Raw genomic sequence first — 26,553 nt, forward strand, 5'->3', positions numbered from 1 at the left:
TTGACCGATCTCACCGCCCTGACGGCGGCCCAGCTCGTGGCGGGCTACGCCGCGGGCGACTTCTCACCCGTGGAGGCGACGCGCGCGGCACTGGAGCGTGCCGAGGCCGTCGACCCGCGGGTGAACGCCTTCGTCCGGATCCACGGGGACACCGCGCTGGAGCAGGCGCGGGCCTCCGCCGAGCGCTGGCGGCGCGGCGCGCCGGCCGGCCTGGTGGACGGCGTCCCGGTCACGGTCAAGGACATCCTGCTGCAACGCGGCGCGCCCACTTACAAGGGCTCGTGGACGATCTCCGACGCCGGGCCGTGGGAGGAGGACGCGCCCTCGGTCGCCCGGCTGCGCGAGCACGGCGCCGTGTTCCTGGGCAAGACGACGACACCGGAGTTCGCCTGGAAGGGCGTCACCGACAGCCCGCGGCACGGCTCAACCGGCAACCCGTACGCCCCGGACCGCACGGCCGGCGGCTCCAGCGGCGGCGCCGCGGCGGCCGTCGCCCTCGGCGCCGGGCCGCTGGCCCTGGGCACCGACGGCGGCGGGTCGGTGCGCATCCCGGCGTCCTTCTGCGGGACCTTCGCGCTCAAGCCGACCTACGGGCGGGTGCCGCTGTACCCGGCGAGCGCCTTCGGCACCCTTGCCCACGTCGGCCCGCTGACCCGGGACGCCGCCGACGCGGCCCTCCTCCTGGACGTCATCGGCGGCCCGGACCCGCGGGACTGGTCCGCCCTCGCGCCCTACCCCGGCGACTTCCGCGACCAGCTCGCCGGGGGCGTGGCCGGACTGCGGATCGCCTACTCCCCCGACTTCGGCGGCCGGGTACCCGTCGAGCCCCAGGTCGCCGCCGCCGTCCGGCGGGCCGTGGAGCGGCTGGCGGAGCTGGGCGCCCGGGTGGAGGAGGCCGACCCCGGCTTCGCCGACCCGGTCGAGGCCTTCCACGTCCTGTGGTTCAGCGGCGCCGCACGCGTCACCCAGGGGCTCGACGAGGAACAGCGCGCCCGGCTCGACCCGGGGCTTCGCGAGATCATCGAGCAGGGCGCCCGCTACTCGGCGCTGGACTACCTCGCGGCCGTGGACGTGCGGATGGCCCTCGGCGCCCGGTTCGGCGCCTTCCACCAGCGGTACGACCTGCTCGTGACGCCGACGATGCCGGGTACGGCCTTCGAGCGCGGCGTCGAGGTGCCCAAGACCTCACCCCACACCCGGTGGACGGGGTGGACGCCCTTCAGCTACCCGTTCAACCTGACCCAGCAGCCCGCGGCCAGCCTGCCCTGCGGGCTGGACGACGCCGGGCTCCCCATCGGCGTCCAGCTCGTGGCCGCCCGGCACGCGGACGCGCTCGTCCTGCGTGCCGCGCACGCCCTGTACGGCACCGGGCTGCCGGAGCTGCCCCCGCCGCCCCTGCTCGCCGAGTCGCCCGTCCGCTCCTGAGCCCCGGCCCGGGCCCGTTCGGCGGGCCCGCCGCTCCTGTTCGTTCCTCCCCCGGCTCCGGGCCGGGGGCATGCCCCCAGAGGAGTCACGATGGCCGACCGCTTCATCGAGGTGTCGCTCGACAAGCGCGGAGTGCGCTGCACCGCCCGGCTGCTGGACGACCGCGCGCCGATCACCTGCGCCGCGGTGTGGAACGCGCTGCCGCTCGGCGGCGACGTCTACCACGCCAAGTACGCGCGGAACGAGATCTACGCCCTGGTGCCCCCGTTCGCCCCCGAGGAACCGCCGCTGGAGAACCCGACGATCACCCCCATCCCGGGCGACCTCTGTTACTTCACCTTCACCGAGGTCCAGCTCGGCACCTCGTCCTACGGCTACGAGACCGACGCACGGCACCAGGGCCGGCCCACCGTGGTCGACCTGGCGCTGTTCTACGAGCGGAACAACCTGCTCATCAACGGGGACGCCGGCTGGGTGCCCGGGATCGTGTGGGGCAGCGTCATCGACGGCCTGGACCGGATGGCCGACGCCTGCCAGGACCTGTGGCGGGCGGGGGCGATCGGCGAGAGCCTGTCCTTCCGGCGCGCGTAGCGCGACCCGGCGCGCGTAGCGCGACCCGGCGCGCGTAGCGCGACCCGGCGCGCTTGGGAGGTCTGCGCCACGGGCGCAGGGCCGGCAAGGGCAGCCCCCAGCTCCGGGCCGGCCCCGGCCAGGGGAGCTTCTTGCCCGCACGCCCCAGGGTGCGAGCACCTCCCGGCCGGTCGCACCGTTGCCGCGTCCCTTCGGGGCACACGAAAGGCCCCTGCCTCAGGCAGGGGCCTCACCGTACGCCGCCAGGGACTCGAACCCCGGACCCGCTGATTAAGAGTCAGCTGCTCTAACCAACTGAGCTAGCGGCGCCCGCGCCGGTGCGGTGACCGGCGGGAGGAGACTCTACCCGATGTCCTGGGGTGCCGGTGACCAGGCGGCGTCGCGGTCCCGCAGCTCCGCCAGCACGCGGCGCAGGTACTGCGGCGGGACGGCCGGGAGCAGCAGCGCCACGGCGTGCACCAGCTTCCCGAGGACGAAGGTGGTGTCCGGGGTGGCGCGCACGAGGTCCTGCACGGCCTCGGTGTCGTTCTGGTCGACGGCCTCGATGAGGACGGCCACGTGCGGGGCCGCGTCCTCGGCGGTCTCGACCCAGCGCCCGCCCCGCCCGGCGACGGCTCCGGAGGCGTCGGAGGCGGCCAGCCGCCGCAGCCTGCGGTCGCCCGCCTCCGCCGGGTACGCGCCGCGGACGCAGTCGTTGGCCACCCGGCACAGGGACGCGAGGAGGTCGCGGGCGTTCTCGTCGCAGTCCAGCCCGTCGAGCGCGGCGTCGAACGCGAGTTGGTTGCCGTGCCGGAAGGCCAGGAGGAGCCGGCCCGCACGGGCGTCCGCCCTGGACCGCGCCGGGGTGGCGACTGCCGGGGTGGCGCTCGCCGAGGTGGTGGAAGCGGCCAGGGTGTCGTCGCCGTGCCAGGACGTCCGCATGGCCCAAATCATGACATAGCTGCTGTTTCACCCCAGGGAGGCCGCACCCGGCCACGCCAGGCCGGTCACGTCGCCCGCACGCTCCCCGCCCCTTCGCCCGCGCAGCCGTGCCCGCAGCCCCAACACCCCACCGCCCGAACGGAGTACCGGAAGGATCGGCGGCCGAAAGTGGCGGGCATATCTTCATAGCGTTTGGGTAGCCGCGCGCCCATGGCTCCACCACCGAGGAAGTTCCAGACATTGAGCGAATTCCGTGGCATCGGGAGAAGACCCATCAGCCGCCGCGCCCTGCTCGGCGGGACGGCGGCGTTGGGCCTCCTGGGTGCGGCCGGGTGCAGCAAGGCACCCGACGAGGGGAAAGTGGAGGGCGGCGATCTCCTGGAGAGACTGCGCGACCGGGGCACCGTCCGGGTCGGCATCGCCAGTGAGCCGCCCTTCGGTTACATCAACTCCGAAGGGGAGGCGGCCGGCGAGGCTCCGGACATCGCCAAGGTGATTTTCCAACGGCTCGGTGTGCCGAACATCGAGCCGGTGCCCACGGAGTTCAGCGCGCTGATCCCGGGGCTCCAGGCACAGCAGTTCGACTGCGTGTCCGCGGGGATGTACATCAACCCCACGCGCTGCGCACAGGTCCTGTTCTCCGACCCGGACTACCTCATGCTGGACGCGTTCATCGTCCCCGAGGGCAACCCGAAGAACATCCGGACCTACCAGGACGTCAAGGACCAGGGGCTCCGGCTGGCGAGCGGCGAGGCCTACGCGGAGGTGGCCTACGCGAAGGACGCCGGCATCAGCGACATCCTGATCCTGCCCGACCAGGTCGCCGGTCTCGACGCCGTCGTCCAGGGGCGGGTGGACGCCTTCGCCGGTACGAACATCACCGTGCAGGCCGTCGTCAAGGACAACGACCGGGCCGACGGCACCGAGCCGTTCCAGCCGACGCTGGAGGGCGAGCCGGCCTACGGCGCGGGCGGCTTCGCGTTCCGGCTCTCCGAGAAGAACCTCCGCGACGCGTTCAACCGGGAGCTGCACAAGCTCAAGGAGAACGACTACAAGGAGCTGCTGCAGATCGTCGAGCCCTACGGCTTCACCCGCGCGGAGATGACCGACCTCACCGCAGAGGAGCTGTGCGAATGAGCTCAGGCATCTTCACCGAGTGGTTCCTTCCCGGTGTCTGGATCACCATCCAGGTGACGCTGTACAGCGCCGCCCTGGCCGGGGCCGTGGCCTTCGTCGTCGGTATCGCCCGCACCCACGACCTGTGGATCGTGCGGTTCCTCGCCGGCATCTACTTCGAGATCTTCCGCGGCACCTCCGCGCTGATCTTCATGCTGTGGATGGCCTTCGCCTTCCCGCTGATGTTCGGCTGGCAGTTCGTGCCGATGGCGGCGGGCGTGGTGGCGCTGGGGCTCACCTACGGCGCCTACGGCTCGGAGATCGTCCGTGGTTCGCTGGCGGCCGTCGCGGCCGGACAGCGTGAGGCGGGCATCGCCCTCAGCTTCACCAAGGGCCAGCGGCTGCGCCGCATCGAGCTGCCGCAGGCGTGGCCGGAGATGGTCCCGCCCTTCAACAACCTGCTCATCGAGCTGCTGAAGGGCACCGCCCTCGTCTCGGTCATCTCGGTGGCGGACATGACCTTCGCCGGGAACCTCTCCCGGCTGGCCTCGAACGAGAGCGCACCCGCCTACACCCTGCTCCTGTTCTCCTACTTCGTCATCGCCTTCGTCCTCACGCGCGGCATGCGTCTGGTGGAGCGCCGCGCGAAGGCCGGCCTGGGGCAGACCCCGAAGAAGGGGGCGCTGTCCGATCTGTTCACCCGCAAGCTCGAGGCCGAGGGTGAGTCGGCGCAGGCCAAGACCGGTACCGCAGGAGGCCTGGGATGAACTGGGACTGGGACGTCGTCAGCGACTTCATGCCGCGCTTCTGGGACGGGGTGCTCGTCACCCTCCAGGCGCTGGCCCTCGGCTCGCTCGTGGCCTTCACCCTCGGTCTGGTGTGGGCCATCGCGCAGCGCTCGCACCAGAAGTGGATCAGCTGGCCAGTGACCGCGGTCACCGAGTTCATCCGCAACACCCCGCTGCTGGTGCAGCTGTTCTTCCTGTTCTACGTGGTCCCCGAGATGGGCATCTCGATGTCCGCGCTGACCACCGGCATCGTCGGCCTCGGACTGCACTACTCCACCTACACCGCCGAGGTGTACCGAGCCGGCATCGACGGCGTCCCGGCGGGCCAGTGGGAGGCGGCCACCGCGCTGAGCCTGCCGCGCCGCCGCACGTGGACGTCGGTGATCCTGCCGCAGGCCATCCGCCGGGTGGTCCCCGCCCTCGGCAACTACGTCGTCGCGATGCTGAAGGACTCGCCGATGATCGCCGTCATCGGCGCCTTCGAGATGCTGGGCGAGGCCCGCGCCTTCAGCAACGAGACCTTCACCTTCGAGGCCTACACGGTGGTGGGTGTCGCCTTCATCCTCATCGCGTACCCGGCCTCCCTTCTGATCCGAGCCCTGGAGCGTCGTCTTGTCCAGTGACATCACCAACAGCCAGGAAGCCCCCGCCACGAGAGCGAGCGGCAGCGAGCTGATCCGTTTCGACCACGTCACCAAGCGGTTCGGGGACAACGTCGTTCTGGACAACCTCGAGTTCACGGTCGACGCGGGCAAGCACGTCACGCTCATCGGACCGTCCGGCTCCGGCAAGACGACGATCCTGCGGCTGCTCATGACCCTGCTGAAGCCCGACGAGGGCACCATCACCGTCGACGGCGACTACCTCACGCACGAGCAGCGCGGGGGCAAGCTCGTGCCGGCGGGCGAGAAGCACACCCGCGAGGTGCGCAAGAAGATCGGCATGGTCTTCCAGCAGTTCAACCTGTTCCCCAACATGAAGGTGCTGCGCAACATCACCGAGGCGCCGGTGCACGTGCTGGGGCTGTCCAAGGACGAGGCCGAGGAGCGGGCCCGCGGCCTGCTGGAGCTCGTCGGCCTGACCGAGCACATCGACAAGTACCCGACCCAGCTCTCGGGCGGTCAGCAGCAGCGCGTGGCCATCGCCCGGGCGCTGGCGATGCGCCCGCAGGTGCTGCTGCTGGACGAGGTCACCTCGGCGCTCGACCCGGAACTGGTCGCCGGCGTGCTGGACGTCCTGCGGGACATCGCGCACACCACGGACATCACCATGCTCTGCGTCACCCACGAGATGGGCTTCGCCCGGGACATCTCGGACACCGTCCTGATGTTCAACGAAGGGCGCGTCATCGAGTCCGGCTCGCCGGAGAAGATGTTCAACGAGCCCGAGAACGAGCGCACCCGGGAGTTCCTGAGCGCCGTTCTCTGAGTACCGTTCCCTCGGCCCGCACGGGCCACGTCGGCTGAGCGCGCGTCCCCCGCCGGGGCCGCGCGCTCAGCCGCTTCCCGGCCCCGGCGGCCCCGGCCCGGCCGACCGCGCGGGTTCAGCCGTCCCCGGGCTCGGGCTCCCGCGCCGCGCCGACCCGGAACGTCGTCCGGTAGGCGCTCGGCGAGACGCCCAGGGCCGCGTGCAGGTGCTGCCGCAGGGAGACGGCCGTGCCGAAGCCCGCCTCGGCGGCGACCCGGTCCACCGGGAGGTCGCTCTCCTCCAGCAGGTGCCGGGCCCGCTGGACGCGCTGCTGCGTCAGCCACTGGCCCGGCGAGACGCCGACCTCCTCCCGGAAGCGCCGGGTGAAGGTCCGCACGCTCATCGCCTCCCGCGCGGCCAGATCCCCGAGCGTGAGGGGCTCGTGGAGCCGTTCCGCCGCCCAGGCCCGCGCCCGCACCGTCGAGCCCTCCCCCAGCTCCCGGGGCACCGGCCGCTGGATGAACTGCGCCTGGCCGCCCTCCCGGTGCGGCGGGACGACCGAGCGCCGGGCGACCGCGTTGGCCACCGCCGTCCCGTGGTCGCACCGGATCATGTGCAGGCACAGGTCGACGCCCGCGGCCACCCCGGCGGAGGTGAGCACGCCGGCGTCGTCGGTGTAGAGGACGTCGGGGTCGAGGCACACGGCCGGGAACAGCGAGCGGAACTGCCGGGCCGAGCGCCAGTGCGTCGTCGCGCGACGGCCGTCGAGCAGCCCGGCGGCGGCCAGTACGAAGGCTCCGGTGCAGATCGAGGCGGTGCGCGCACCCGGCCGGACGCGGCCGAGCGCGGCCCGCAGGGCGGGGTCCAGCCCGGCGTCGTCGCGGACGTAGTCCTCCTCGGCAGCCGGTACGACGACGGTGTCGGCGTCCGCCAGGGCCTCGGGGCCGTGGGCGACGCCGAGGGTGAAGTCGGTGTCGGTGCGGACGGACCCGGGTTCCAGGGCACAGGTGACCACCTCGTACAGCGGGGTGCCGTCGGGCGCCTCGGCCGTGCCGAACAGCCGGTGCACGATGCCCAGCTCGACGGGCAGCAGCCCGTGCCGTACGAGGACGGCGACCCGGTGCCGACGCACTCCGCCGCCGGGCCGTCGGTTCGGGGACGTCGTGACCGCACGCATGGCCCGATTCTTTCACATCATGGCCATCAGGCCACTCGTTCGGCGTCCCACCGGAGCCGAACATCGGAGCATGACGTGCCCGACCTCCCCCGAAACGCTCCCCGAGACCCGACCGGCGGCCCGACCGGCGGCCCGACCGGCGACCCGTGCGGCGAGCGGGCCCGCGCCCGCGCGGTCCGGCGCCGCGGACGGCTCCCCGCCCCGGTCCCACCGCGTGCACCGGGCCTGGTGGGTCGCGGCCGTCGCGGCGCTGGCGGTGATGGTGACCGGAGCGCTCTCCGCGCTGCCCGGACTGCTGGTCGACCCGCTGCACGAGGAATACGCCTGGTCGCGCGGCTCCATCGGCTTCGCGGTCTCCGTCAACATGGTCCTCTACGGGCTGACGGCGCCCTTCGCCGCCGCGCTCATGGACCGCTTCGGGCTGCGCCGCGTCGTGGGCGGCGCCCTGCTCCTCATGGCCGGCGGGGCGGCCCTCACGCCCACCATGACGGCGGCCTGGCAGCTCACCCTCTACTGGGGGCTGCTGGTCGGCCTCGGCACCGGTTCACTGGCCATGGCCTTCGCGGCGACGGTCTCCCTGCGCTGGTTCGACCACCGCAGGGGCCTGGTCACCGGCGCGCTGGCCTCGGCGAGCGTCGTCGGCCAGACCGTGTTCCTGCCCGGGCTCGCCTGGCTGACCGACCACCACGGCTGGCGGCCCTCGGTGATCACCGTGGCCCTGGCCGCGCTCGCCGCCGCCCCGCTCGCCGCGCTCCTCCTGCGCGACCACCCCGCCGACGTCGGCCTGCCGCCCTACGGCTCCCGCACCCTCGTCCCCAAGCCGCCGCCGGTACCGGGCGCGGCCCGCCGCACCCTGCGCGTGCTGCGCCAGGCCGCGCGCACCAGCACGTTCTGGCTCCTGGCCGCTGCCTTCGCCATCTGCGGCGCCTCGACGAACGGCATCCTGTGGACCCACTTCACGCCCGCGGCCCACGACCACGGCATGCCCACCACGGTCGCGGCCTCGCTGCTGGCCGGGATCGGCGTCTGCAACATCGGCGGCACCCTGGCCTCCGGGTGGCTCACCGACCGCTACGACGCCCGGCGGCTGCTGGCCGGGTACTTCGCGGCCCGCGGTGTCCTGCTGCTTCTGCTGCCGATGCTGCTCGCCCCCACCGTGGGGGCGCCGATGGTGGCCTTCGTCGTCCTGTTCGGGCTGCTCGATCTGGCCACCGTCCCGCCGGTCATCGCGCTGTGCCGGGAGCACTTCGGCGCCGACAGCTCGATCGTCTTCGGCTGGGTCAGCACGGGGCACCAGGTCGGGGCGGCGCTCGTCGCGGTCCTGGGCGGCGTGGCCAGGGACGTCTTCGCCACCTACGACGTCGTGTGGGTCGCCGTGGGCGCCCTGTGCGCGCCTGCGGCCCTGCTGTCGCTCGTCGTCCGAAAGGTCTCGGCCACGTGAGGGAGGCCGGATCTCCGCCCCTCCCGGCAGCCCCGCAGGTCACTGGCATATGCCGATCGTGGTAACGACTGGTTCCGGACGGGGGGTTGGAGGCTATCGTGAGACCACGCAGGTGACACGACGCTACCTGAGGAATGCTGAAGGTCACTGCTCCAGCGGTCACAACCTCCAAGGGGGCAACCGTGGTGATGCCGAAGCCCGTACCCGCCGCGTCCTACCGCGCGGTGCAGCGCGCTCTGCGGCTTCTGGAAGCCGTCTCCCGCAACGGGGACGGCATAGCCGAGCGCGCGCTCGCCCGGCAGGCCGCGATGCCGCCCGCCGAACTGGCGCGCATGCTGGCCATGCTGCGCACCGAGGGATACGTGGAGCGACTGCCGGACGGCGGCTACGTCACCGGAGAGGCCCTGCGGCGGCTCGGCTCCTCCGGCGACCACCAGGGCGTCCTGCGCGAGCAGCTCCACACCAAGCTCTCGGAGCTGCGGGACGACATCGGGGCGGCCGTCTACATCAGCCGCTACGAGGACGGCGAGGTACGGATCACCCAGTTCTCGGCCGGTGCGAACACGCCCCCGGTGGCCGAGTGGGTGGACTTCAAGGCCGCCGCGCACGCCAGCGCCGTCGGCAAGGCGCTACTCACCCAGCTCGACCACGACGGCCGCCGCGACCACCTCTCGCGGCACAAGACCATCCGGCTGACCTCGCGCACGACGACGAACGAGCGGGCGCTGCTGTCCGAGCTGGACAGCCGTCCGCCGACCGTCCCCGTGCTGGACCTCCAGGAGTACGCCATCGGCACCGTGTGCGCGGCCGTGCCCCTGACGGCGGGCGCCTCCGTGGGCTGCCTCGCCCTGTCGCTGCCGATCCGGCAGGCCCACCGGCTGCGGTCGGCGGCCCGCAGGCTCAACGAACAGGCGGCACCCGTCCTACTGTCCCTGTGCATCTGAGACACGTCCGCAAGATGGCGTGGCGCACTCCGCACGCCACCGCCGGGTGGTGAGGAGCACCCCTCCCGGGACGGTAGGATGAGCGACGCGGGCGCCGCTAGCTCAGTTGGTTAGAGCAGCTGACTCTTAATCAGCGGGTCCGGGGTTCGAGTCCCTGGCGGCGCACAGCGAAGGTGAGGCCCCCTGCCACGGCGGGGGGCCTCACGCGTTGGCGCCGGTCAGGCGGCCAGAGCGCCCGCGAAGGGGCCGGCCTCCAGGGCGGACAGGACGCCGGCCAGGTCGACGGCGTTGGTCCGCGGCCCCCGGCACACCGGCAGGCACGCCGGGCCCTCGGCGCCGCCGAGGCGCCGCATGAAGGGGGCAGCAGCACCGCGGCCCGCACCCGGGTGCGGCGGCCCGCGGGCCCCGGTGCACGCAGCGCGAGGAAGCGGGCCAGCTCCCGGGCGGTGGGGTAGAGCCGGATGTCGGTGGGATCGATCAGCGGGCCGTGCTCCTCCTCGATGTCGCCGTAGAGGCTCAGCGCGGCGACGGAGTCGAGCCCGGCCTCCGCGAACGGGGTGTCGGGGCCGGCCGGCCGGGTCCGGGCCTCGCCGCGTCCCCGGCGGTGGGCCGGGGTCAGGCTCCGGCGCGGGAGGCCTCCGCGTACTGCTTGGCGTGGCTGAGCGCGGTGTCGCTGAGGGTGCTCAGCGACGTCCGGATGTGCTGCCGGGCCTCGGCTAGGGTGGCGTCGTCTCCGTAGGTGCTGCGGACTCCCTCGGGGTCGAGGGTGATGGTGTGCCAGGACGTGGCGCGCAGCCGCGGCTCCCCGCGCCCGGTGTGGAACCCGGCGAGCTGCCAGCGCCCGGTGTGGGCGCGCATCGCCACCGGGAGCCGCTGCTGCTTGTAGACGATGGCGTGGCGTCCGGGGAAGCAGACGCGCACGGATCTGGTGTGGTGCAGCGTGCCGTCGGGGGTGCGGGAGTCCATGTCCAGGCGGTGCATGCCGGGCCCGGCCTCGGTGACGGCGGCGCGGACGACGTGCGGCAGGCGCTCGGGCCAGTGCTCGGCCTGCCGGAGGTAGGCGTAGACGGTGTCGGCCGAGCCGGCGGCGCCCGCGATGTCGACGCTGGTGCGGAAGGCGAACTGGAGGGCGTCGTGGCGCTCGCCGAGTTCGGCGTGGTTGCGCAGGGCGGTCAGTCCGCTTCTGCTGTTGTCGTCGACGGCGTCGGCGACGAACTCGGCCGCCTCCCGGTCCCCGCGCACCGTGCGGAAGGCGTGGCGCAGGACGAGCAGGGTGCCGCCGGCGTCGGTGGGCTCGATGCGCCAGTCGCCCTGCATGGAGGTCACCGGGGCGGCGGGGAGCACCTGTTCGAACCGGACCCGCCCGGCACCGGGGTCGAGGACACGGCGGGACGTCCAGCTCTGCACGCGGTCCCCGGCCAGCGCCCAGAGCTGGACGAGCTGCTCGCGCCGCTCCCCGCCGACGAGCCGGTCCTCGACGACCTCGGCGTGGACGACGGATCGCAGGAACTGCGGCCAGCCGGTGATGTCGGCGATGAGCCGGTAGACGGTGCCGGGAGGGGCGTCGATCCCGATGGTGTGCTCGGCGTTCGCGCCGGCCGGACCGGCGGAACTCTGTCGTGTCACGGCGACCTCCCCTTCACGCCCGCTGGCCCTGGTCTCGCGTCGTCCCGTGCGTTCGGACGGGACGACATCCCGTGCGTTCGGACGGCCAGCGTCTCCGCAGCCGGTGGAACCCGGCTCGAATCCCGTCCCCTGTTCGGGTGATTCGCGACCGCCGCGGGGGTGGTCGTTCTGCCGGGCTTCGGCTGGTTCGCGACCGGCCGCGCGCACGATCCGAGCGAGTGGACCTGCCACTCGGCATTCCGGGCCACGCCGCCCGTCACCGCGTGCCACCTGCGGGTTTTCGCGCGTGCCCGGTCGCGGGGGGCGCGGCGCTCGCGCACACTGAGTCGTGCTGCCCGACCGACGTCCGAGGGAGTTGACGCAAGTGACGGTGATCGACGTGACGATGGGCCGGCCCGTGCGGGAGTCCGCGCACGCACCGCTCAGCACGTCCGGGTCCGTGGGCGGCCGGTCCACGGGGGGTCGGTCCGCGGGGGAACGGTCCGCGGGAGTGGAGGAGGCCCCCTGCGTCGCGGCCCTGCTGGCGGGCGAGGACGAGGACGGCGACGCCGAGCCGCACATCTGGCGGGGCATCGACTGACGCCCGCGGGCGCCGCCGGGCTCGCTCCCGGTGAGGGGCGGGCCCGGCGACGGCCGGGACCGGGGGACGGGGGAGAGCGGGAGGCGGGACGAGGGGCGGGGCCAGCAAGGGCGGAGCCGGGCGAGGGCCGCGAAGGCCGGGGAAGGGACCGGGCGTGTCGGCCGGGGCCCCACATCGATTTGATCACGTTCGTCCGGGCAATCGCCGCATCTCTCCGCAATCAGGTCATCACACTCTTGCGATCATGTGAGGGTTTCGAAAAGCTGACCTTCGGTCATTGGTCCGGAACTCCTGCGCGGTCGGGGTCCGTCTGTGTGGTTCTTGTGCGGTTCCGGGAACCGGAACGCCCCTGCCCCTGTCTTGGGGACCGGGGGAGGCACAACCCGAACGACGGCACACAGGACGCTGTGTGCGGGGGGATGGACACATGACGGCACGGGGCGGATCGACGCCGCACGCCGATGACGACGCGTCACGGACGACGAAACTGCGCGTCGTGCGCGAACGGATCAGCCAGCGCACCGGCGAGACGGCCGTCGGCACACTCGGCCGCGGGCTGCGCTGGCCGCGCAAGGCGCCGCCGCGCTACGACTACGAGCACTACAGCCGCCTCGCCGGCCCGCTCACCCAGCCCCCGCGCGACACCCCGTACCGGGTGCGCTACCGCAGCCTGCTGGCCGACGAGCCGCACCGGGTCAGGGCGGCGCTGCTGCTCGCCGCGGCCCCACTGCTCTCCCTCGGCCTGTTCGTCTGGCTCATGCAGCCCCAGCACTGGACCCAGCGCGACGAGGGCTCGGTCTCGGACCTGGTGCTCGCCCTCGACGTCGTCATGCTCGTCGCCATCGGCCTCATCGAGCTGTTCCGCACCCTCAACGTGCTCTCCAACTCCCATGCCACGCTCGTGGCCCGGGACCCGGTGCCGGTGGTGCCCGAGTCGGGCACGCGGGTGGCCTTCCTGACCTCGTTCGTCCCCGGCAAGGAACCGCTGTCCATGGTCACCAGGACCCTGGAGGCGGCGGTGCGGATCCGGCACCGCGGCACGGTCCACGTCTGGCTGCTGGACGAGGGCGACGACCCGGAGGTGAAGGCCGTCTGCCAGCGCCTGGGCGTCCACCACTTCAGCCGCAAGGGGGTCGCCCGCTGGAACACGGACAAGGGCGCCTTCCGCGCGAAGACCAAGCACGGCAACTACAACGCCTGGCTGGACGCGCACGGCGACGCCTACGACTTCTTCGCCGGCGTGGACACCGACCACGTGCCGCTGCCGAACTACCTGGAGCGGATGCTCGGTTACTTCCGGGACCCGGACGTCGGCTTCGTCATCGGCCCCCAGGTCTACGGCAACTACGACAACTTCGTCACCAAGGCGGCCGAGAGCCAGCAGTTCCTCTTCCACGCGCTCATCCAGCGGGCGGGCAACCGCTACGGCGCGCCCATGTTCGTCGGCACCAGCAACGCCGTGCGCGTCAAGGCCATCAAGCAGATCGGCGGCCTCTACGACTCGATCACCGAGGACATGGCCACCGGCTTCGAGATGCACCGGCACCGCAACCCGGACTCCGGCCGCAAGTGGCGCTCGGTGTACACCCCGGACGTGCTGGCCGTCGGCGAGGGCCCCAACGCCTGGACGGACTTCTTCACCCAGCAGCTCCGCTGGTCCCGCGGCACCTACGAGACCATCCTCAGCCAGTACTGGAAGGGCTGGTACTCGCTGCCGCCGGGCAAGCTGTTCAACTACACCATGATGATCATCTTCTACCCGATCTCGGCGTTGAACTGGATTCTCGCCGCGCTGAGCTGTGCCCTCTTCCTGGGCCTGGGCGCCTCCGGTGTGCAGATCGACCCGATCGTCTGGATGATGCTCTACGGCAACGCCTCGGCCCTCCAGGTCGGCCTGTACATCTGGAACCGGCGGCACAACGTCTCCCCGCACGAGCCGGAGGGCTCCGGCGGGCTCGCGGGCATGCTGATGTCGGCGCTCTCCGCGCCCATCTACGCCCGCTCGCTCATGGACGCCGTGCTGCGCCGCAAGAGCAAGTTCGTCGTCACACCCAAGGGCGACTCGGCCAGCCCCGACACGCTGTTCGGCACCTTCCGCGTCCACCTCTTCTTCATCGCCGTCTTCGGCGGCTCGCTCGTCGGGTCGTTCTTCCTCGGCCACGACCACCCCGCCATGCTCACCTGGGCCGCCCTGGCCCTGCTGATCACCGCCGCCCCGATCGTCGGCTGGCGCGTGACGGTACGGGCCGAGCTGAAGCGCCGACGTCAGCAGGGCGCCGCACCCGCGGCGCCCGGCGCATCCGCGGCCCCCACGGCGCCCCGGGCCCCCGCGGCCCCGGACGCACCGCGCGGGCCCGGGGCGCCCGCCGGGCCGGTGGACCGGGCGGCGACCACCGCCGTCCTGCCCGCCGCGGGCTCCGACGAGACCGTCCGGACCAGCCTGCCCGGAGCCGGGCGTCCCTCGCCGCGACCCTGACGGCCCGGCCCCCGGCCGGCACGCCCCACCGCCCACTCGCACGCACGCACCAGCACGTTTCAGCCAGGAGTCGTGAGCCGTGAAGTACCGTCCGAGCCGCCGCACGAAGCGGATAGCCATCTCCACGGCGGCCCTGCTCGCCGTCGCCGGGATGAACGCGCCCTGGCTGATCCGCTACGGCTCGGAGCAGTATCACGAATACAAGATCAACCAGGCGTCCTACAAGGCCGACAACGGCAAGTGGGACACGGTGAACGTCCCGGACGAGTACCGGATCAACACCATCCACGCCGCCCTCCTGCACACCGGCAAGGTGCTGCTCATCGCCGGGTCGGGCAACGACGCCGAGCAGTTCGCGGCCAAGACCTTCCGCAGCGTCCTGTGGGACCCGGAGAACGGGACGTTCAAGAACATCCCGACCCCCGCCGACATGTTCTGCGCGGGCCACAGCCAGCTTCCCGACGGCAAGCTGCTGGTCGCCGGCGGCACCAAGCGGTACGAGACGCTCGAGGGCGACGTCGAGAAGGCCGGCGGGCTGATGATCGTCAGCAACGAGAACCCGGACAAGCCCATGACGTTGGCCAAGGGCACCAGGTTCACGGGCAACGACTCCGGCAAGGTCTTCGTCGCCCAGGACTCCGTGCTGGTGCCCCGGGCCGAGAAGAAGGCGGACCCGGTCACCGGCGAGGTCACCGTCACCGCCAGCCAGGCCCGGCTGTACGTGGAGGCCGAGCACAAGGGCAAGCAGCACGCCACCGGCGCCACCGAGCAGTACACGGTGGCCGGGCTGACCGGCGAGGACAAGAACAACGTCTACGGCATCGCCAACAAGCTGTCCTTCGACAAGAAGGACTTCCAGGGCATCCGCGACTCCTTCGAGTTCGACCCCGTGGCCGAGAAGTACATCCGGGTCGACCCGATGGAGGACGCCCGCTGGTACCCGACGCTGACCACGCTGGAGGACGGTCGCGTCATCTCCGTGTCCGGCCTGGACGACATGGGCGAGGTGTCGAAGAAGGTCGAGATCTACGACCCCGCGACGAAGGAGTGGGAGACCCTCCCCTACCAGCGCTACTTCCCCACCTACCCGGGGATGTTCCTGTCCCAGGGCGGTGAGCTGTTCTACACCGGCACCAGCTCCGGCTACGGCCCGGCCGACGAGGGCCGCACGCCCGGCCTGTGGGACTGGCGGGAGGACGAGTTCGAGGTCGTCCCCGGCATCAGCGACCCCGACGCACTGGAGACCGCGATGGCCGTCCTGCTGCCGCCCGCCCAGGACCAGCGGTACATGGTGCTCGGCGGCGGCGGCATCGGCGAGAGCGAGAAGGTCACCGGCAAGACGCGCATCGTCGACCTCACCAAGGACCTGCCCCGCTTCGAGGACGGCCCCGAGCTGTACGCGCCCGTCCGCTACCCGAGCAGCGTCATCCTGCCCGACGACACCGTGCTGACGACCAACGGCTCGGGCGGGTACCGGGGCCTGAGCGACAGCAACGTGCTGGGCGCCGAGATCTACGACCCGGAGAGCAACTCCTCGCGCCGCGTCGCCGATCCGCTGGTGGGCCGCAACTACCACTCCGGCGCGCTGCTGCTGCCCGACGGCCGGGTGATGACGTTCGGCTCCGACTCGCTGTTCGCGGACGAGGCCAACACCAAGCCGGGCGAGTTCGAGCAGCAGATCGACATCTACCAGCCGCCCTACCTCTTCCAGGGACCGCGTCCCGAGCTGGCCGACGACGGCGGGGAGCCGCAGACGGTCGTGCTGGGCGGCACCGCCGAGTTCCGCACGAAGGACGCGGCCGACGTGGCCGAGGCGCGGCTGATCCGGCCGGGCTCCTTCACCCACGTCACCAACGTCGAGCAGCGCTCGGTGGCCCTGGAGTTCGAGCGGACGGACGACGGCGTCCGGGTCACCGTCCCCGAGGACCCCACGCTGGTGCCTCCGGGGTACTACATGGTCAACGTGGTCGACGCCGAGGGCATCCCGTCCGAGTCGGTCTGGGTGCACGTGCCGGGCCCCGGCGAGGAGGGCTGACCCCGCCTCCCCGGCCCCTCCCCCGGCCGCGCGCCGGGGGAGGCCGGCTCAGCCCGCGTTGCGGGCCAGCTCCAGCGCGTAGCTGTGGTGCCACTCCCCCGCCGGGGGGCCACCCTTGCAGGTCCCGTCGGACTCGCCCGGGCGCTTGATCCACAGGTAGGCGTCGATCTGCTCCTCGCCCGTCTCGGTGGTGGGGCGTTCACCGAGCGCCCGGCCCGGCGGGTTGCACCACGCCTCCTCGTCCTCGTGCCCCGCCACCGGCCCGTTGCCGTTGCGGCTGGTGTCGATGACGAAGGGCTTGCCGTCGATCATCGCCGACAGCCGCTGGCCGTAGTCGGCGTTGGCCCGCGTCGTCTGGTAGTTGGAGACGTTCAGCGAGAAGCCGTGGGCCTGCTCGATGCCCGCACGGCGCAGGGGCTCCACCAGGCCGCCCGGGTCCCGCACCCAGCGCGGGTTGCCCGCGTCCAGGTACACCCGCGTGTTCGGCAGCGCGCCGAGCTTGCCCACGGCCTCGCGCAGCAGCGTGTACTGCTCCTCGTGGAACTCCTCGGGCACGCAGCCGGGCACGAGGAGGTGCGGCAGCGCGTCCGGCTCCAGCACCACCCACGTCTCCCGGTCGCCGATGCCCGCGACGACGCGGTCGATCCAGTTCCGGTAGGCGTTCGCGTCGGCGGCGCCGCCCTGCGAGTACTGCCCGCAGTCGCGGTGCGGGATGTTGTAGAGGACGAGCAGCGCCGTGCGGTCGGCCGCGGCCGCGGCCTCGGTGACGCGGCGCGTCTCCGCCTCCGGGTCCTCCGTGCCGATCCACTGGCCGACGGGCTGCTCGGCGATCGCCTCGACGAGCTCGGCCTCGTCCGCCCTGCCCTCGTCCCGCACCCGGGTCAGCGTCTGCGCGGCCTTGCTGTCGGGGTTGACCCAGAAGGTGCCGGAGGAGGACTGGCCCACGCTCGGCCGGGAGTTCGGGGGGGCCGCCCCCTCCTCGTCGCCGCCCGACGAGCAGGCGCCCAGCAGCACCATCGCGGCCAGGGCCGCCGCCGCGGCCTTCGTTCCTGTGTGCGGGCGGCGCTGTCCGCGGCCGGCGTCGATGCCGTACATCCACTCCCCTTTGGAGACGGTTGAAACCGGTCGGGCCCATCGTGGCACACCCGGCCGCCGGATCGAACGCCCATCCCTCATGCCGGGCGGACCCCCGACAGGTACGCCGAGACGACGACGTTCGCCGTGTAGGCGTCGGCTTTCTCGTCGAAGGTCCCGCCACAGGTGATGAGGCGCAGCTCCGCCCGGCCCGGGTGGCGTTGCCCGTAGACCCGCTCGGCGTCGAAGCCCTCCCGCTGGACGACCTCGACGTCCTCGACGGTGAACTCCGCGACCGTGCCGTCCGCCCGGGTGACCAGCACCGTGGTTCCGGGCTTCACGGTGCTCAGCTCGTAGAAGACGGCCCGGTCGGTCTCGGTGTCCACGTGGCCCACCAGCAGGGCCGCGCCCTCCTCGCCGGGCGCCGCGCCGCCCGCGTACCAGCCGACCGTGTCGGCCTCCCGGAACGGCGGGGGGTCCACCGCCCCGTCCTCGTCCAGCCCGCGCGGGACGACGACCGCGTCCACGCCCAGGCCCTCGACGGCCACCCGCTGCGGCGCCGCCCGGTCCGCGAGCGGAGCCCGGGTCGGCGGCAGCGGGTGACCGCCCTCCTCCCCCGTCCGGCTACCGGCCGCGACGTCCCGCACGGCGGCCGGGGGCGGCACGGCGTCCGTGAGGTCCTTGCCCCACAACCACAGCGCCAGCAGCAGCACCGCCCAGGCGGTGCCCGTCATCAGCCGCCCGGTGCCCGAGGACCGCGCCTCACCGGACACGGGCTCAGTCGTCGGCGCCGCGCCGCGCCGCGAGGCGGCGCCGCCGCAGGACGGCGAACCCGGCCAGCCCCGCGGCCCCGGCCCCGGCGAGGGCCAGCGTGGCGGCGGGGGCCGAGCCCTCGGCGTCGTCGGCCGTGCCGCCGCCGCCCGCCCGCACCGGAGCCACGGGCTGCCCGTGGTGCCGGTCCCGGTCGTGCCCGTCGTGGCGGCCGTCGTGGTGGGTGGGTTCGGGGTGCGGCCGGCCGCCGACGACGAACACCGAGCCCTCGGCGATGCCGCGCTTGAGGTCGCCCGTCTTGTCGTAGCAGTCGACGACGACCGTGTAGCGGCCCGGCTCGGCGGCGGGCCGGATGTCGGCCCGGCCGGTGAGCGTCTGGTCGGCGGCCTCCTTGAGCGTCGCCGTCTCCACGAACGCCCGGGAGCGGGCCAGCCCCTTGTCCCCGTCGCAGGCGGCCACCCGCAGGTCCACCGCGCCCCCCGCGCGCACCTTCGCCGGGGCGACGACGACGGACCCGGCGTGCTCCGGGTCGACCGGATCGGCCGGGGCGGCCGACGCGGGGGCGGCTCCGCAGACGGCGAGCGCGGCGGTGCCCAGCGGCAGCAGCGCCGTACGGAACGTCACCCTGGCGGGGCATGCGGAACTCATGGGGAACCTCCGGGGTCGATGCCCTTCGAAGATCCCCGGCCACGGCCGTGCCCGCACGCGGGCCGCCGCCGAACGGGTGCCGGCGGCGGCGTTCCGTCAGACGCGCTCGACCAGGTCGGCGATGGAGTCCGCGACCGTGGACGGGCGGAACGGGTAGCGCTCGACGTCCTCGCTCCGGGTCAGCCCGGTGAGCACCAGGAACGTCTCCATACCCGCCTCCAGACCGGCCAGCACGTCGGTGTCCATGCGGTCGCCGACCATCGCGCTGCTCTCGGAGTGCGCGCCGATGGCGTTGAGCCCGGCACGCATCATCAGGGGGTTGGGCTTGCCGACGAAGTAGGGCTCGCGCCCGGTGGCCTTGGTGATGAGCGCGGCCACCGAGCCCGTCGCGGGCAGCGGCCCCTCGGCCGAGGGGCCGGTCTCGTCGGGGTTGGTGGCGATGAAGCGGGCGCCGCCGTCGATGAGCCGGATCGCCTTCGTGAGGGCCTCGAACGAGTAGGTGCGGGTCTCGCCCAGGACGACGTAGTCGGGGCGGGTGTCGGTGAGGACGTAGCCCACGTCGTGCAGGGCGGTCGTCAGACCCGCCTCACCGATGACGTACGCGGTGCCGCCCGGTCGCTGGTCGTCCAGGAACTTCGCGGTGGCCAGCGCCGAGGTCCAGATGTTCTCCACCGGCACGTGCAGGCCCATGCGGGACAGCCGGGCGTGGAGGTCGCGCGGCGTCTGCATCGAGTTGTTCGTCAGAACGAGGAACGGCTTGCCCGAGTCGGTGAGCCGCTTGATGAAGGCGTCGGCGCCGGGGATGGGCACGCCCTCGTGTATGAGGACGCCGTCCATGTCGGTGAGCCATGACTCGATGGGCTTGCGCTCTGCCACGTTTGCTCCTGCCGTGCGGTGCGGACCTCCAGCCTATGTGTTCGGTTCCGCCGGGCCTCCACCGCGCCAGCCTCTGAGACGCCCCCCGGCCCGCCGGGTCCACGGGGTCAGGTTCCGGCTCCGGCCTCCGTCGTACGCTGGAGGCCGGAGCCGGGACGAGGTCGGGTGAGGTGGACGCGTTGAGGGACCGGTACCCGCCGTCGTCCCCGCGGTGGCGAGGTGGAACCTGGCGCTGCCGACGCTCTTCGGGGCCTTCACCCGCGGGGCCCGCCACGTGAACCACGGGTCGGCCGCTCCGGCTACGCGGGTTTCAGCTCGGTGCGCTGCCGGCCCAGGCCGTCCACCTGAAGCTCCACCACGTCCCCGGCACACAGGAACGGCTTGGGCTCCGGCTGCCCGTTCGCGACCCCGGCGGGGGTGCCCGTGTTGATGACGTCGCCGGGCCGCAGCACCATGAACCGGCTCAGGTAACGCACGACCTCCAGCACGGGGAAGATCTGGTCGGCGGTGCTGCCGTCCTGCCTCAGCTCGCCGTTCACCCAGGTCCGCAGGCCGAGGGCCTGCGGGTCGGGGACCTCGTCGGGCGTCACGAGGTAGGGGCCCATCGGGTTGAACGTCTCGCAGTTCTTGCCCTTGTCCCACTGGCCGCCGCGCTCCAGCATGAACGCGCGCTCCGAGACGTCGTGCGTGATCGTGTACCCCGCGATGGCGGCCCGCGCCTGCTGGGCATCGTCCAGGTAGCGCGCCGTGCGGCCGATGACGACGGCCAACTCCACCTCCCAGTCCAGCTTCCGCGCGCCGCGCGGCACGAGCACCGTGTCCTGCGGTCCGACGACGGTGTCGGGGGCCTTCATGAAGACCAGCGGCTCCTCGGGGATGGGCTGCCCCGTCTCCTCGGCGTGGTCGCGGTAGTTGAGGCCGATGCAGACGATCTTGCCGATGCCGGCCACCGGCGCCCCGACGCGCAGCCCGGCCGGGTCGAGTTCGGGCAGCTCGCGGGCGGCCAGCGCCTCCCGGATCCGGGTGAGCGCGGCGTCGTCCGAGAGCAGGGCGCCGTCGACGTCGGGGACGAGCCCGGACAGGTCGCGCAGGAGACCGGCCCCGTCGAGGGCCGCCGGACGCTCCGCCCCCGCGGGCCCGACACGCAGCAGCTTCACAGGCACACTCCTTCAGTGGTGAGGGGTCACGATGGGGACGGCCATCAGAGGAATCGGACGATCCTCCAAGAACCCGTCACAAGCGCGCAACCACCATCCACGTACTGGACGGTAACTTCCGAAAGTTCCCGACCCGCCCCGCCGTCGGGGCACTCAGCCGCCGAGGATCCGGGTCGCCGCGTGGATCGCCAGCCCCGCCAACGACCCGACCACGGTGCCGTTGATCCGGATGAACTGGAGGTCCCGGCCGATGTTCGCCTCGATCTTGCGGGCCGTCTGGTCCGCGTCCCAGCCCGCCACGGTCTCGGTGATCAGCGAGGTGATCTCGTGCCGGTACGTCGTCACCACGTGGGCGGCGGCCCCCTCGACCCAGTCGTCCACCTTGTCCTGCAGCCGCCCGTCCGAGGCCAGCCGGCCCCCCAGGGAGAGCAGGGAGGCACGCACCCGCAGCCGCAGCTCGCTGCGCTCGTCCTCCGCCGCCGCGACGATCATCGCCCGTACCGAGGACCACGCCGAGGCGATCAGCTCCTGCACCTCGTCCCGGGCCAGCAGCTCGGACTTCAGCCGCTCCACCCGCTCCCGGGTCGCCGGGTCCTCCTGCAGCTCGCGGGCGAAGTCGCCGAGGAAGCGGTCGACGGCCACCCGCGCCGGGTGGTCGGGCATGTCCCGCATGTCGGCGGCGAACCGCAGCAGCTCCTTGTAGACGCGCTCCCCGATCTTGTGGTCCACGAAGCGCGGGGTCCAGCCCGGGGCGCCCCCGGCCACCGCCTCCATCACGCTCTCCCGGTGCCGCAGCAGCCAGTCGTGGGCCCGCCCGCACACCAGGTCCAGCACCCGCCGGTGCCCCTGGTCGTCGACGATGCGCTGCAGCATGCGGCCGAGGCCCGGCGCGATCTCCTGGGCGTCCGCCCGGCGGTTGATGGCCTCCCCTATCACCGCCTGCACGTCCGCGTCCCGCAGCACCGTCAACGCCCCGCGCACGGCGGTGGCCAGCTCGGCCGTCACCCGGTCCGCGTGCTCCGGGTCGGCCAGCCACCTCCCGAGCCGGGAGCCGATCCCCACGGCCCGCAGCCGGGAGCGGACCACGTCGTCGGAGAGGAAGTTGTCCCCCACGAAGTCGCCCAGGTTCCGCCCGAGCTGGTCCTTCTTGGTGCGGATGATGGCCGTGTGCGGGATGGGCAGCCCCATGGGCCGCTTGAACAGCGCCGTGACGGCGAACCAGTCGGCCAGCGCGCCGACCATGCCCGCCTCGGCCGCCGCCGCGACGTACCCGGCCCACGCACCCGCTCCGGCGTGCTCCGCCCACGTCGCCAGCCCGTACACCACCGCCGCCAGCACCAGTGCCGCCGTCGCGATGGCCTTCATCCGCCGCACACCGCGCTGCTTCTCCACGTCGGCGGCGGTGAAGGCTCCCAGCTCGCGGGCCAGACCGGGCCCCCGCCCGCGCCCACCGCCCGCCGGCCCCTGCTCCGCACCCGGCCCCGCCGCCGGCCCCGCGTTCGCACCCTGCTCCGTACTCGCCATGTCTCCACCCGTTCCGCGACTGGGTCGATTGTGCGGGGTGATCGTCTCCCAACGGGAGCGCGACCCACATGACCCGTCCGGCGCACCCGTTCCCCCGGGTTGCTGGAGTGTTCGACGACCCCTGGGTGTTTTGCCGTGTTTGAGTGTTATGGGGATGAAACTCCACCGTCGCGGCCCCGCCCGTGACCCGACGCCGGACGAGGAGTCTGCGGACAGATGAGTGACGAGCCGACCCGCGGCGACGACGCGCCCCCCGGCCCCGACACCCCACCCCCTTCCCGCCCCCCGGAGCCCATCGGCGGCCCCGGCGAGCGGCGGCCGCGGCGGGAGACGGCGGGGGCGGGCGGAGGCCGCGGGCCGGGGGAGCCGGACGAGCCCGGGACCCCGGCCCCGGGCGGCCCCGGCCGCCGGGCCCGGCGTGCCCGGCGGCGACTCGCCCTGACCGTGCGGCTCCTCGTCGGCACGTTCCTGCTCGGCGTCGTCCTCCTCGCGGGCGCCCTCGTCCTCGGCTATCTGCTCGTGCCGATCCCGGAGCCCAACCAGGTGGCCACCGCCCAGAGCAACGTCTACCTGTACGCGGACGGCTCGCTCCTCGCCAAGGACGGGGACGTCGACCGGGAGAACATCACGCTCGCCCAGGTCCCGAAGCACACGCAGCACGCCGTACTCGCCGCCGAGGACCGCGACTTCTACAACGAGTCGGGCGTCGACCCCGAGGCCATGATCCGCGCCGGCTGGAACATGCTGCGCGGCGAGGGCAAGCAGTCCGGCTCCACCATCACCCAGCAGTACGTCAAGAACTACTACCTCTCCCAGGAGCGGACGATCACCCGCAAGCTGGAGGAGTTCGTCATCGCGATGAAGCTGGACCAGGAGGTCGGCAAGAACGAGATCCTCGCCGGCTACCTCAACACCAGCTACTTCGGCCGCAACGCCTACGGCCTCCAGGCCGCCGCCCGCGCCTACTACGACAAGCCGGCCCGCGAGCTGACCGTAGCGGAGGGCGCCTACCTCGCCGCCGTGGTCAACTCCCCCAGCCGCTACGACGTCGTCGCCAACCCCGACAACAGGGACCGGGCCGTGGCCCGCTGGAACTACGTGCTCGACGGCATGGTCAAGGAGGGCTGGCTGACCCCCGCGGACCGGCGGGAGCTGGAGTTCCCCACGCCGCAGCCGATCGAGCCGCCCATGTCGCTGTCCGGACAGCGCGGCTACCTGCTCGAGGCCGTACGCACGTACCTGGACGAGGAGGGCATCGTGAGTGAGTCCCGGCTCGCGGGCGGCGGCTTCCGCATCACCACCACCCTCGACCGGGACAAGCAGGAGGCCTTCGTCGCGGCCGTGGAGGAACAGCTCTACCCGCAGCTCAGCGAGGAGCGGGAGGTCGACGGCTACGTGCGGGCGGGCGGCACCTCCATCGACCCCCAGACCGGGGACGTCGTCGCCATGTACGGCGGGGTGAGCTTCACCGAGCAGTACACCAACAACGCCACCCGCACCGACTACCAGGCCGCCTCCACGTTCAAGCCGTTCGTGTACGCCACCGCCGTCGCGGAGGACGCCGAGACGCAGGACGGCGACCCGATCGGCCCCAGCACCGTCTACGACGGCACGAGCAAGCGCGAGGTCGTCGACGACGGGCGGCGCATCGGCTACAACCCGCAGAACGAGGGCGACCACTCGCACGGCGACATCCCCGTCAGCGAGGCCATGGACAAGTCCGTCAACGCCGTCTTCGCCCAGATGGGCGTCGACGTCGGCCCGGAGAAGGTCCGCGAGACCCTCGTCGGCGCCGGTATCCCGCAGGACACCCCGGCCCTCGCCAACGCCGGAGCGTCCATCTCCCTCGGCACCGCCACGCCCAGCACCCTGCACCTCGCCCAGGCCTACGCCACCCTCGCCAACCACGGCGAACGCGTCGACTACCGGCTCGTGGCCGAGGTGACCCGGGGCGAGGAGGAGGTCGTGGTCCCGGAGTCCAAGCCCGTGCGGGCCATGCCCCGGGTCGCCGCCGACGCCGCCACCGCGCTGCTCCGGGGCGTCGTCGAGGGCGGCACCGGAACGGCCGCCCAGAGCGCGGGCCGCCCCGCCGCGGGCAAGACGGGCACCGCCGAGAAGGACCGGGCGGCCTGGTTCGCCGGTTACACGCCGAACCTCGCCACCGTCGTCGCGATCATGGGCCAGGACCCGGAGACCGGCGCCCAGAAGGCCCTGCACGGCGCGGCCGGACTGGCAAAGATCAGCGGCAGCGGCTTCCCGGCCCGGATCTGGGGCCAGTACACCGGGGCCGCTCTCGCCGGCGAGCCGGTCATCGGCTTCGACCTCTCCCCCGACGTCCCCGAGCCCTCCCCCGTCCCCAGCGACGGCGAGGACTCCGAGGAAGACCGCCAGGACAGCGAAGACGGCACGGAGCCCGAGGCCCCCGCCCCCACCGAGGCGGGCGGCCCGGGCGGTTCCGACGGCTCGGGCGACACCGGGGACGCGGGCGACTCCGGCACCGGGGCGCGCGAGGACGCCCCCGCCACCGGGAACGGCCACGGAGGAGGGGACGGGGACGAGGCCGACGGCAAGCCGACCGGCCCGCGCGAGCCCGCAGCCCGCGACCGCAGCGAACCGGAACCTGCACCGGCCCCGGACGGGACGGCCACGGGCGGCGCAGCCGGGGAGAAGGCGGCCGGGGAGCGGCTCAGTGGCCGGACGTCGCCTTGAGACCGACCACGGCCACCAGCAGCAGCGAGATGAAGAAGATCCGGGCGGCCGTCACCGGCTCGTGCAGGACGGCCATGCCCAGGATCGCCGCACCGGCGGCACCGATGCCGACCCAGACGCCGTAGGCCGTACCGATCGGCAGCGTCCGCGCCGCCTGGGCGAGCAGCAGCATGCTGGCCGCGAAGCCGAGCACGGTGAGGACACTCGGCCACAGCCGCGTGAAGCCCTCGGTGTAGGGAAGCCCGACCGCCCAGCCGACCTCGAGCAGACCGGCGACGACCAACAGAACCCACGCCATGACGTGCACACCTTCCGTGAGTGATCACTGACAGGTGCGTCGTCTTTGCCTTCGTCCCTCACCCGCGGGGAGGGACGGCCCGGTACGGCGCGTCTCGTCGGGCTCCGGACAGGCTACCCCGAAACCGACATCACGGTCAGGTCACAGATAGAGCCCCGTGGAGTCCTCCGACCCGGCCAGCCGCTCGGCGGCGACGGCGTGCAGGTCCCGCTCGCGCATCAGTACGTAGGCGACGCCCCGGACCTCCACCTCGGCCCGCTCCTCCGGGTCGAAGAGCACCCGGTCACCGGGCTCGACCGTCCGCACGTTCTGGCCGACGGCCACGACCTCCGCCCACGCCAGGCGCCGGCCCACCGCCGCCGTCGCCGGAATCACGATCCCACCGGAGGAACGGCGCTCCCCCTCGGGGATGTCGGTACGGACCAGCACCCGGTCGTGCAGCATCCGGATGGGCAGCTTGTCGTCGGTCGTATGCGAACTCACGGGGCCGACCGTATCTCAGGGCCCGCCCGGGCCCGGTCAGCGGTGCCGACGTCGCGAGGAGCCGACGTACAGCCCGACCACCGCCACGGTCACCAGCGCCAGCGGCACCACCCGCTCCAGCCGCGGCGAGCCCTCCTCCGTCACCAGCTGGTCACGCACCGCGCCGACCGCCCGGTTCGCGGCCAGATAGGCGCGCCCCGCCGTACGGTCCACGGCGGCGGCCGCGGCCGCCTTCGCGTCGTCGGCGATCGTCTTCGGGTGCACCCGCACCGCGAGCTCGTCCAGCGTCGCGGCCAACTGCTCCCGTCGACGGACGATGTCCGCCTCGATCTGCGCGGGGGTCCTGTCCGGCACCGCAACTCCTCCGTCGGCCGTCATAAGGGGTCCAAGCTAGTGGACAGTCTGTCAGCTCCCCCGGACCGGCGCCCCACCACACCCCGGTTTCCCGCGCGGTTACCCTCGGCGGTACGCATCACGACAAGGAGC

Annotated in this window: 25 protein-coding genes, 2 tRNA genes and 1 pseudogene; 13 read left to right on the top strand and 15 right to left on the bottom strand. The window is 73.0% G+C overall.

Annotation, left to right across the window (positions count from 1 at the left end; all coding sequences use genetic code 11):
- Both O7609_RS06870 and O7609_RS06875 read left to right on the top strand, forming a co-directional pair.
- Nucleotides 1–1,425: an amidase gene (locus O7609_RS06870; RefSeq protein WP_269734045.1), complete on the top strand. Its 1,425-nt coding sequence runs from the start codon at nt 1–3 to the stop codon at nt 1,423–1,425.
- Between the two features lie 90 nt (nt 1,426–1,515).
- A complete protein-coding gene (locus O7609_RS06875; protein WP_269734046.1) occupies nt 1,516–2,016 on the top strand; it encodes a DUF3830 family protein in 501 nt (166 codons plus the stop codon).
- A gap of 235 nt (nt 2,017–2,251) precedes the next feature.
- Here O7609_RS06875 and O7609_RS06880 read toward each other — a convergent pair.
- Nucleotides 2,252–2,325 (bottom strand) — tRNA-Lys (locus O7609_RS06880).
- Nucleotides 2,326–2,358: 33 nt separating this feature from the next.
- Nucleotides 2,359–2,937, bottom strand: a complete 579-nt coding sequence (locus tag O7609_RS06885) for a hypothetical protein (RefSeq protein ID WP_269734047.1) — start codon at nt 2,935–2,937, stop codon at nt 2,359–2,361.
- 210 nt (nt 2,938–3,147) lie between these two features.
- Between O7609_RS06885 and ehuB the strand changes: the two genes are divergently transcribed.
- Genes ehuB through ehuA form a run of 4 tightly spaced genes read left to right on the top strand, consistent with a single transcriptional unit; the run spans nt 3,148 to nt 6,269 of the window.
- Complete coding sequence (gene ehuB, locus O7609_RS06890; RefSeq protein ID WP_269734048.1) at nt 3,148–4,074, top strand: ectoine/hydroxyectoine ABC transporter substrate-binding protein EhuB; 927 nt, start codon at nt 3,148–3,150, stop codon at nt 4,072–4,074.
- A complete protein-coding gene (gene ehuC / locus O7609_RS06895) occupies nt 4,071–4,820 on the top strand; it encodes an ectoine/hydroxyectoine ABC transporter permease subunit EhuC (RefSeq protein ID WP_269734049.1) in 750 nt (249 codons plus the stop codon). The genes ehuB and ehuC overlap by 4 nt, the downstream gene beginning before the upstream one ends.
- On the top strand, nt 4,817–5,464 hold the full coding sequence (ehuD, locus tag O7609_RS06900) for an ectoine/hydroxyectoine ABC transporter permease subunit EhuD (protein WP_269734050.1): 648 nt from the start codon (nt 4,817–4,819) through the stop codon (nt 5,462–5,464). Before ehuC ends, ehuD begins: the two co-directional genes overlap by 4 nt.
- On the top strand, nt 5,454–6,269 hold the full coding sequence (ehuA, locus tag O7609_RS06905) for an ectoine/hydroxyectoine ABC transporter ATP-binding protein EhuA (protein WP_269734051.1): 816 nt from the start codon (nt 5,454–5,456) through the stop codon (nt 6,267–6,269). The genes ehuD and ehuA overlap by 11 nt, the downstream gene beginning before the upstream one ends.
- Nucleotides 6,270–6,384: 115 nt before the next feature.
- Here the strand turns inward: ehuA and O7609_RS06910 are convergent, their stop codons facing one another.
- Entirely contained in the window at nt 6,385–7,425 is a 1,041-nt protein-coding gene (locus O7609_RS06910) for a GlxA family transcriptional regulator (protein WP_269743248.1), read from the bottom strand.
- Between the two features lie 70 nt (nt 7,426–7,495).
- Between O7609_RS06910 and O7609_RS06915 the strand changes: the two genes are divergently transcribed.
- The 3 genes from O7609_RS06915 to O7609_RS06925 all read left to right on the top strand — a co-directional run bounded on the left by O7609_RS06915 (nt 7,496) and on the right by O7609_RS06925 (nt 9,975).
- Nucleotides 7,496–8,866 carry an MFS transporter gene (locus O7609_RS06915; protein WP_269743249.1) on the top strand — a complete coding sequence of 457 codons (1,371 nt, stop codon included), beginning with the start codon at nt 7,496–7,498 and terminating at the stop codon, nt 8,864–8,866.
- 185 nt (nt 8,867–9,051) lie between these two features.
- A complete protein-coding gene (locus tag O7609_RS06920; protein ID WP_269737052.1) occupies nt 9,052–9,810 on the top strand; it encodes an IclR family transcriptional regulator in 759 nt (252 codons plus the stop codon).
- Between the two features lie 91 nt (nt 9,811–9,901).
- A tRNA-Lys gene (locus O7609_RS06925) sits at nt 9,902–9,975 on the top strand.
- A gap of 53 nt (nt 9,976–10,028) precedes the next feature.
- On the opposite strand, the gene O7609_RS06930 is transcribed toward O7609_RS06925, so the two are convergent.
- The 3 genes and pseudogenes from O7609_RS06930 to O7609_RS06940 form a co-directional block, all read right to left on the bottom strand.
- Nucleotides 10,029–10,163, bottom strand: a complete 135-nt coding sequence (locus O7609_RS06930; protein ID WP_269734054.1) for a hypothetical protein — start codon at nt 10,161–10,163, stop codon at nt 10,029–10,031.
- Between the two features lie 80 nt (nt 10,164–10,243).
- A pseudogene (locus O7609_RS06935) lies at nt 10,244–10,429 on the bottom strand (acyl carrier protein); the annotation flags it as partial.
- Entirely contained in the window at nt 10,426–11,436 is a 1,011-nt protein-coding gene (locus O7609_RS06940) for an aromatase/cyclase (RefSeq protein WP_269734055.1), read from the bottom strand. The pseudogene O7609_RS06935 and the gene O7609_RS06940, both read right to left, overlap by 4 nt.
- A 364-nt stretch (nt 11,437–11,800) precedes the next feature.
- On the opposite strand from O7609_RS06940, the gene O7609_RS06945 reads away from it, so the two are divergent.
- From O7609_RS06945 to O7609_RS06955, 3 genes are all read left to right on the top strand, one after another.
- A complete protein-coding gene (locus tag O7609_RS06945) occupies nt 11,801–12,016 on the top strand; it encodes a hypothetical protein (protein ID WP_269743250.1) in 216 nt (71 codons plus the stop codon).
- Nucleotides 12,017–12,443: 427 nt separating this feature from the next.
- Entirely contained in the window at nt 12,444–14,492 is a 2,049-nt protein-coding gene (locus O7609_RS06950) for a glycosyltransferase family 2 protein (protein ID WP_269734057.1), read from the top strand.
- A 79-nt stretch (nt 14,493–14,571) separates the two neighbouring features.
- Nucleotides 14,572–16,527: a kelch motif-containing protein gene (locus O7609_RS06955; RefSeq protein WP_269734058.1), complete on the top strand. Its 1,956-nt coding sequence runs from the start codon at nt 14,572–14,574 to the stop codon at nt 16,525–16,527.
- A gap of 48 nt (nt 16,528–16,575) precedes the next feature.
- Here O7609_RS06955 and O7609_RS06960 read toward each other — a convergent pair whose 3' ends face one another.
- From O7609_RS06960 to O7609_RS06985, 6 genes are all read right to left on the bottom strand, one after another.
- Nucleotides 16,576–17,622, bottom strand: coding sequence for a glycoside hydrolase family 6 protein (locus tag O7609_RS06960; protein ID WP_269734059.1), 1,047 nt, complete (start codon nt 17,620–17,622; stop codon nt 16,576–16,578).
- 77 nt (nt 17,623–17,699) lie between these two features.
- The gene (locus O7609_RS06965; RefSeq protein WP_269734060.1) at nt 17,700–18,374 is read right to left on the bottom strand and encodes a class F sortase; all 675 of its coding nucleotides are present in this window, start codon (nt 18,372–18,374) and stop codon (nt 17,700–17,702) included.
- A gap of 4 nt (nt 18,375–18,378) precedes the next feature.
- Nucleotides 18,379–19,020 carry a hypothetical protein gene (locus tag O7609_RS06970; protein WP_269743251.1) on the bottom strand — a complete coding sequence of 214 codons (642 nt, stop codon included), beginning with the start codon at nt 19,018–19,020 and terminating at the stop codon, nt 18,379–18,381.
- Nucleotides 19,021–19,116: 96 nt separating this feature from the next.
- Nucleotides 19,117–19,896: an HAD-IIA family hydrolase gene (locus O7609_RS06975; RefSeq protein ID WP_269734062.1), complete on the bottom strand. Its 780-nt coding sequence runs from the start codon at nt 19,894–19,896 to the stop codon at nt 19,117–19,119.
- 299 nt (nt 19,897–20,195) lie between these two features.
- Nucleotides 20,196–21,053 (bottom strand): fumarylacetoacetate hydrolase family protein, encoded by an 858-nt coding sequence (locus O7609_RS06980; RefSeq protein WP_269734063.1) that lies wholly within the window; start codon nt 21,051–21,053, stop codon nt 20,196–20,198.
- Nucleotides 21,054–21,206: 153 nt separating this feature from the next.
- Nucleotides 21,207–22,577: a DUF445 domain-containing protein gene (locus tag O7609_RS06985; protein ID WP_269734064.1), complete on the bottom strand. Its 1,371-nt coding sequence runs from the start codon at nt 22,575–22,577 to the stop codon at nt 21,207–21,209.
- Between the two features lie 216 nt (nt 22,578–22,793).
- Here O7609_RS06985 and O7609_RS06990 point away from each other — a divergent pair, with 216 nt between their 5' ends.
- Complete coding sequence (locus O7609_RS06990; RefSeq protein ID WP_269743252.1) at nt 22,794–25,286, top strand: transglycosylase domain-containing protein; 2,493 nt, start codon at nt 22,794–22,796, stop codon at nt 25,284–25,286.
- Here the strand turns inward: O7609_RS06990 and O7609_RS06995 are convergent.
- The 3 genes from O7609_RS06995 to O7609_RS07005 all read right to left on the bottom strand — a co-directional run bounded on the left by O7609_RS06995 (nt 25,264) and on the right by O7609_RS07005 (nt 26,421).
- Complete coding sequence (locus O7609_RS06995) at nt 25,264–25,584, bottom strand: DMT family transporter (protein WP_219091687.1); 321 nt, start codon at nt 25,582–25,584, stop codon at nt 25,264–25,266. The two genes, O7609_RS06990 and O7609_RS06995, sit on opposite strands and share 23 nt — an antisense overlap.
- Before the next feature lie 141 nt (nt 25,585–25,725).
- Nucleotides 25,726–26,028, bottom strand: coding sequence for a GroES family chaperonin (locus O7609_RS07000; RefSeq protein WP_219091724.1), 303 nt, complete (start codon nt 26,026–26,028; stop codon nt 25,726–25,728).
- A gap of 75 nt (nt 26,029–26,103) precedes the next feature.
- Nucleotides 26,104–26,421, bottom strand: a complete 318-nt coding sequence (locus O7609_RS07005; RefSeq protein WP_269734066.1) for a DUF3618 domain-containing protein — start codon at nt 26,419–26,421, stop codon at nt 26,104–26,106.
- Nucleotides 26,422–26,553 lie beyond the last annotated feature (132 nt).

Origin of the sequence: Streptomyces sp. WMMC1477 (assembly GCF_027460245.1) — a bacterium.
Classification (GTDB): Bacteria; Actinomycetota; Actinomycetes; order Streptomycetales; family Streptomycetaceae; genus Streptomyces.

What these genes read in the sequence shown, in the direction of transcription:
- ehuB (WP_269734048.1), top strand. Translation starts at nt 3,148, where the DNA reads ATGGCTCCACCACCGAGGAAGTTCCAGACATTGAGCGAATTCCGTGGC.
- O7609_RS06960 (WP_269734059.1), bottom strand. Translation starts at nt 17,622, where the DNA reads ATGTACGGCATCGACGCCGGCCGCGGACAGCGCCGCCCGCACACAGGA.
- ehuD (WP_269734050.1), top strand. Translation starts at nt 4,817, where the DNA reads ATGAACTGGGACTGGGACGTCGTCAGCGACTTCATGCCGCGCTTCTGG.
- O7609_RS06985 (WP_269734064.1), bottom strand. Translation starts at nt 22,577, where the DNA reads ATGGCGAGTACGGAGCAGGGTGCGAACGCGGGGCCGGCGGCGGGGCCG.
- O7609_RS06915 (WP_269743249.1), top strand. Translation starts at nt 7,496, where the DNA reads ATGACGTGCCCGACCTCCCCCGAAACGCTCCCCGAGACCCGACCGGCG.
- ehuC (WP_269734049.1), top strand. Translation starts at nt 4,071, where the DNA reads ATGAGCTCAGGCATCTTCACCGAGTGGTTCCTTCCCGGTGTCTGGATC.
- O7609_RS06950 (WP_269734057.1), top strand. Translation starts at nt 12,444, where the DNA reads ATGACGGCACGGGGCGGATCGACGCCGCACGCCGATGACGACGCGTCA.
- O7609_RS06990 (WP_269743252.1), top strand. Translation starts at nt 22,794, where the DNA reads ATGAGTGACGAGCCGACCCGCGGCGACGACGCGCCCCCCGGCCCCGAC.
- O7609_RS06910 (WP_269743248.1), bottom strand. Translation starts at nt 7,425, where the DNA reads ATGCGTGCGGTCACGACGTCCCCGAACCGACGGCCCGGCGGCGGAGTG.
- O7609_RS06875 (WP_269734046.1), top strand. Translation starts at nt 1,516, where the DNA reads ATGGCCGACCGCTTCATCGAGGTGTCGCTCGACAAGCGCGGAGTGCGC.
- O7609_RS06970 (WP_269743251.1), bottom strand. Translation starts at nt 19,020, where the DNA reads ATGAGTTCCGCATGCCCCGCCAGGGTGACGTTCCGTACGGCGCTGCTG.
- O7609_RS06930 (WP_269734054.1), bottom strand. Translation starts at nt 10,163, where the DNA reads ATGCGGCGCCTCGGCGGCGCCGAGGGCCCGGCGTGCCTGCCGGTGTGC.
- O7609_RS07000 (WP_219091724.1), bottom strand. Translation starts at nt 26,028, where the DNA reads ATGCTGCACGACCGGGTGCTGGTCCGTACCGACATCCCCGAGGGGGAG.
- O7609_RS06885 (WP_269734047.1), bottom strand. Translation starts at nt 2,937, where the DNA reads ATGCGGACGTCCTGGCACGGCGACGACACCCTGGCCGCTTCCACCACC.
- O7609_RS06995 (WP_219091687.1), bottom strand. Translation starts at nt 25,584, where the DNA reads ATGGCGTGGGTTCTGTTGGTCGTCGCCGGTCTGCTCGAGGTCGGCTGG.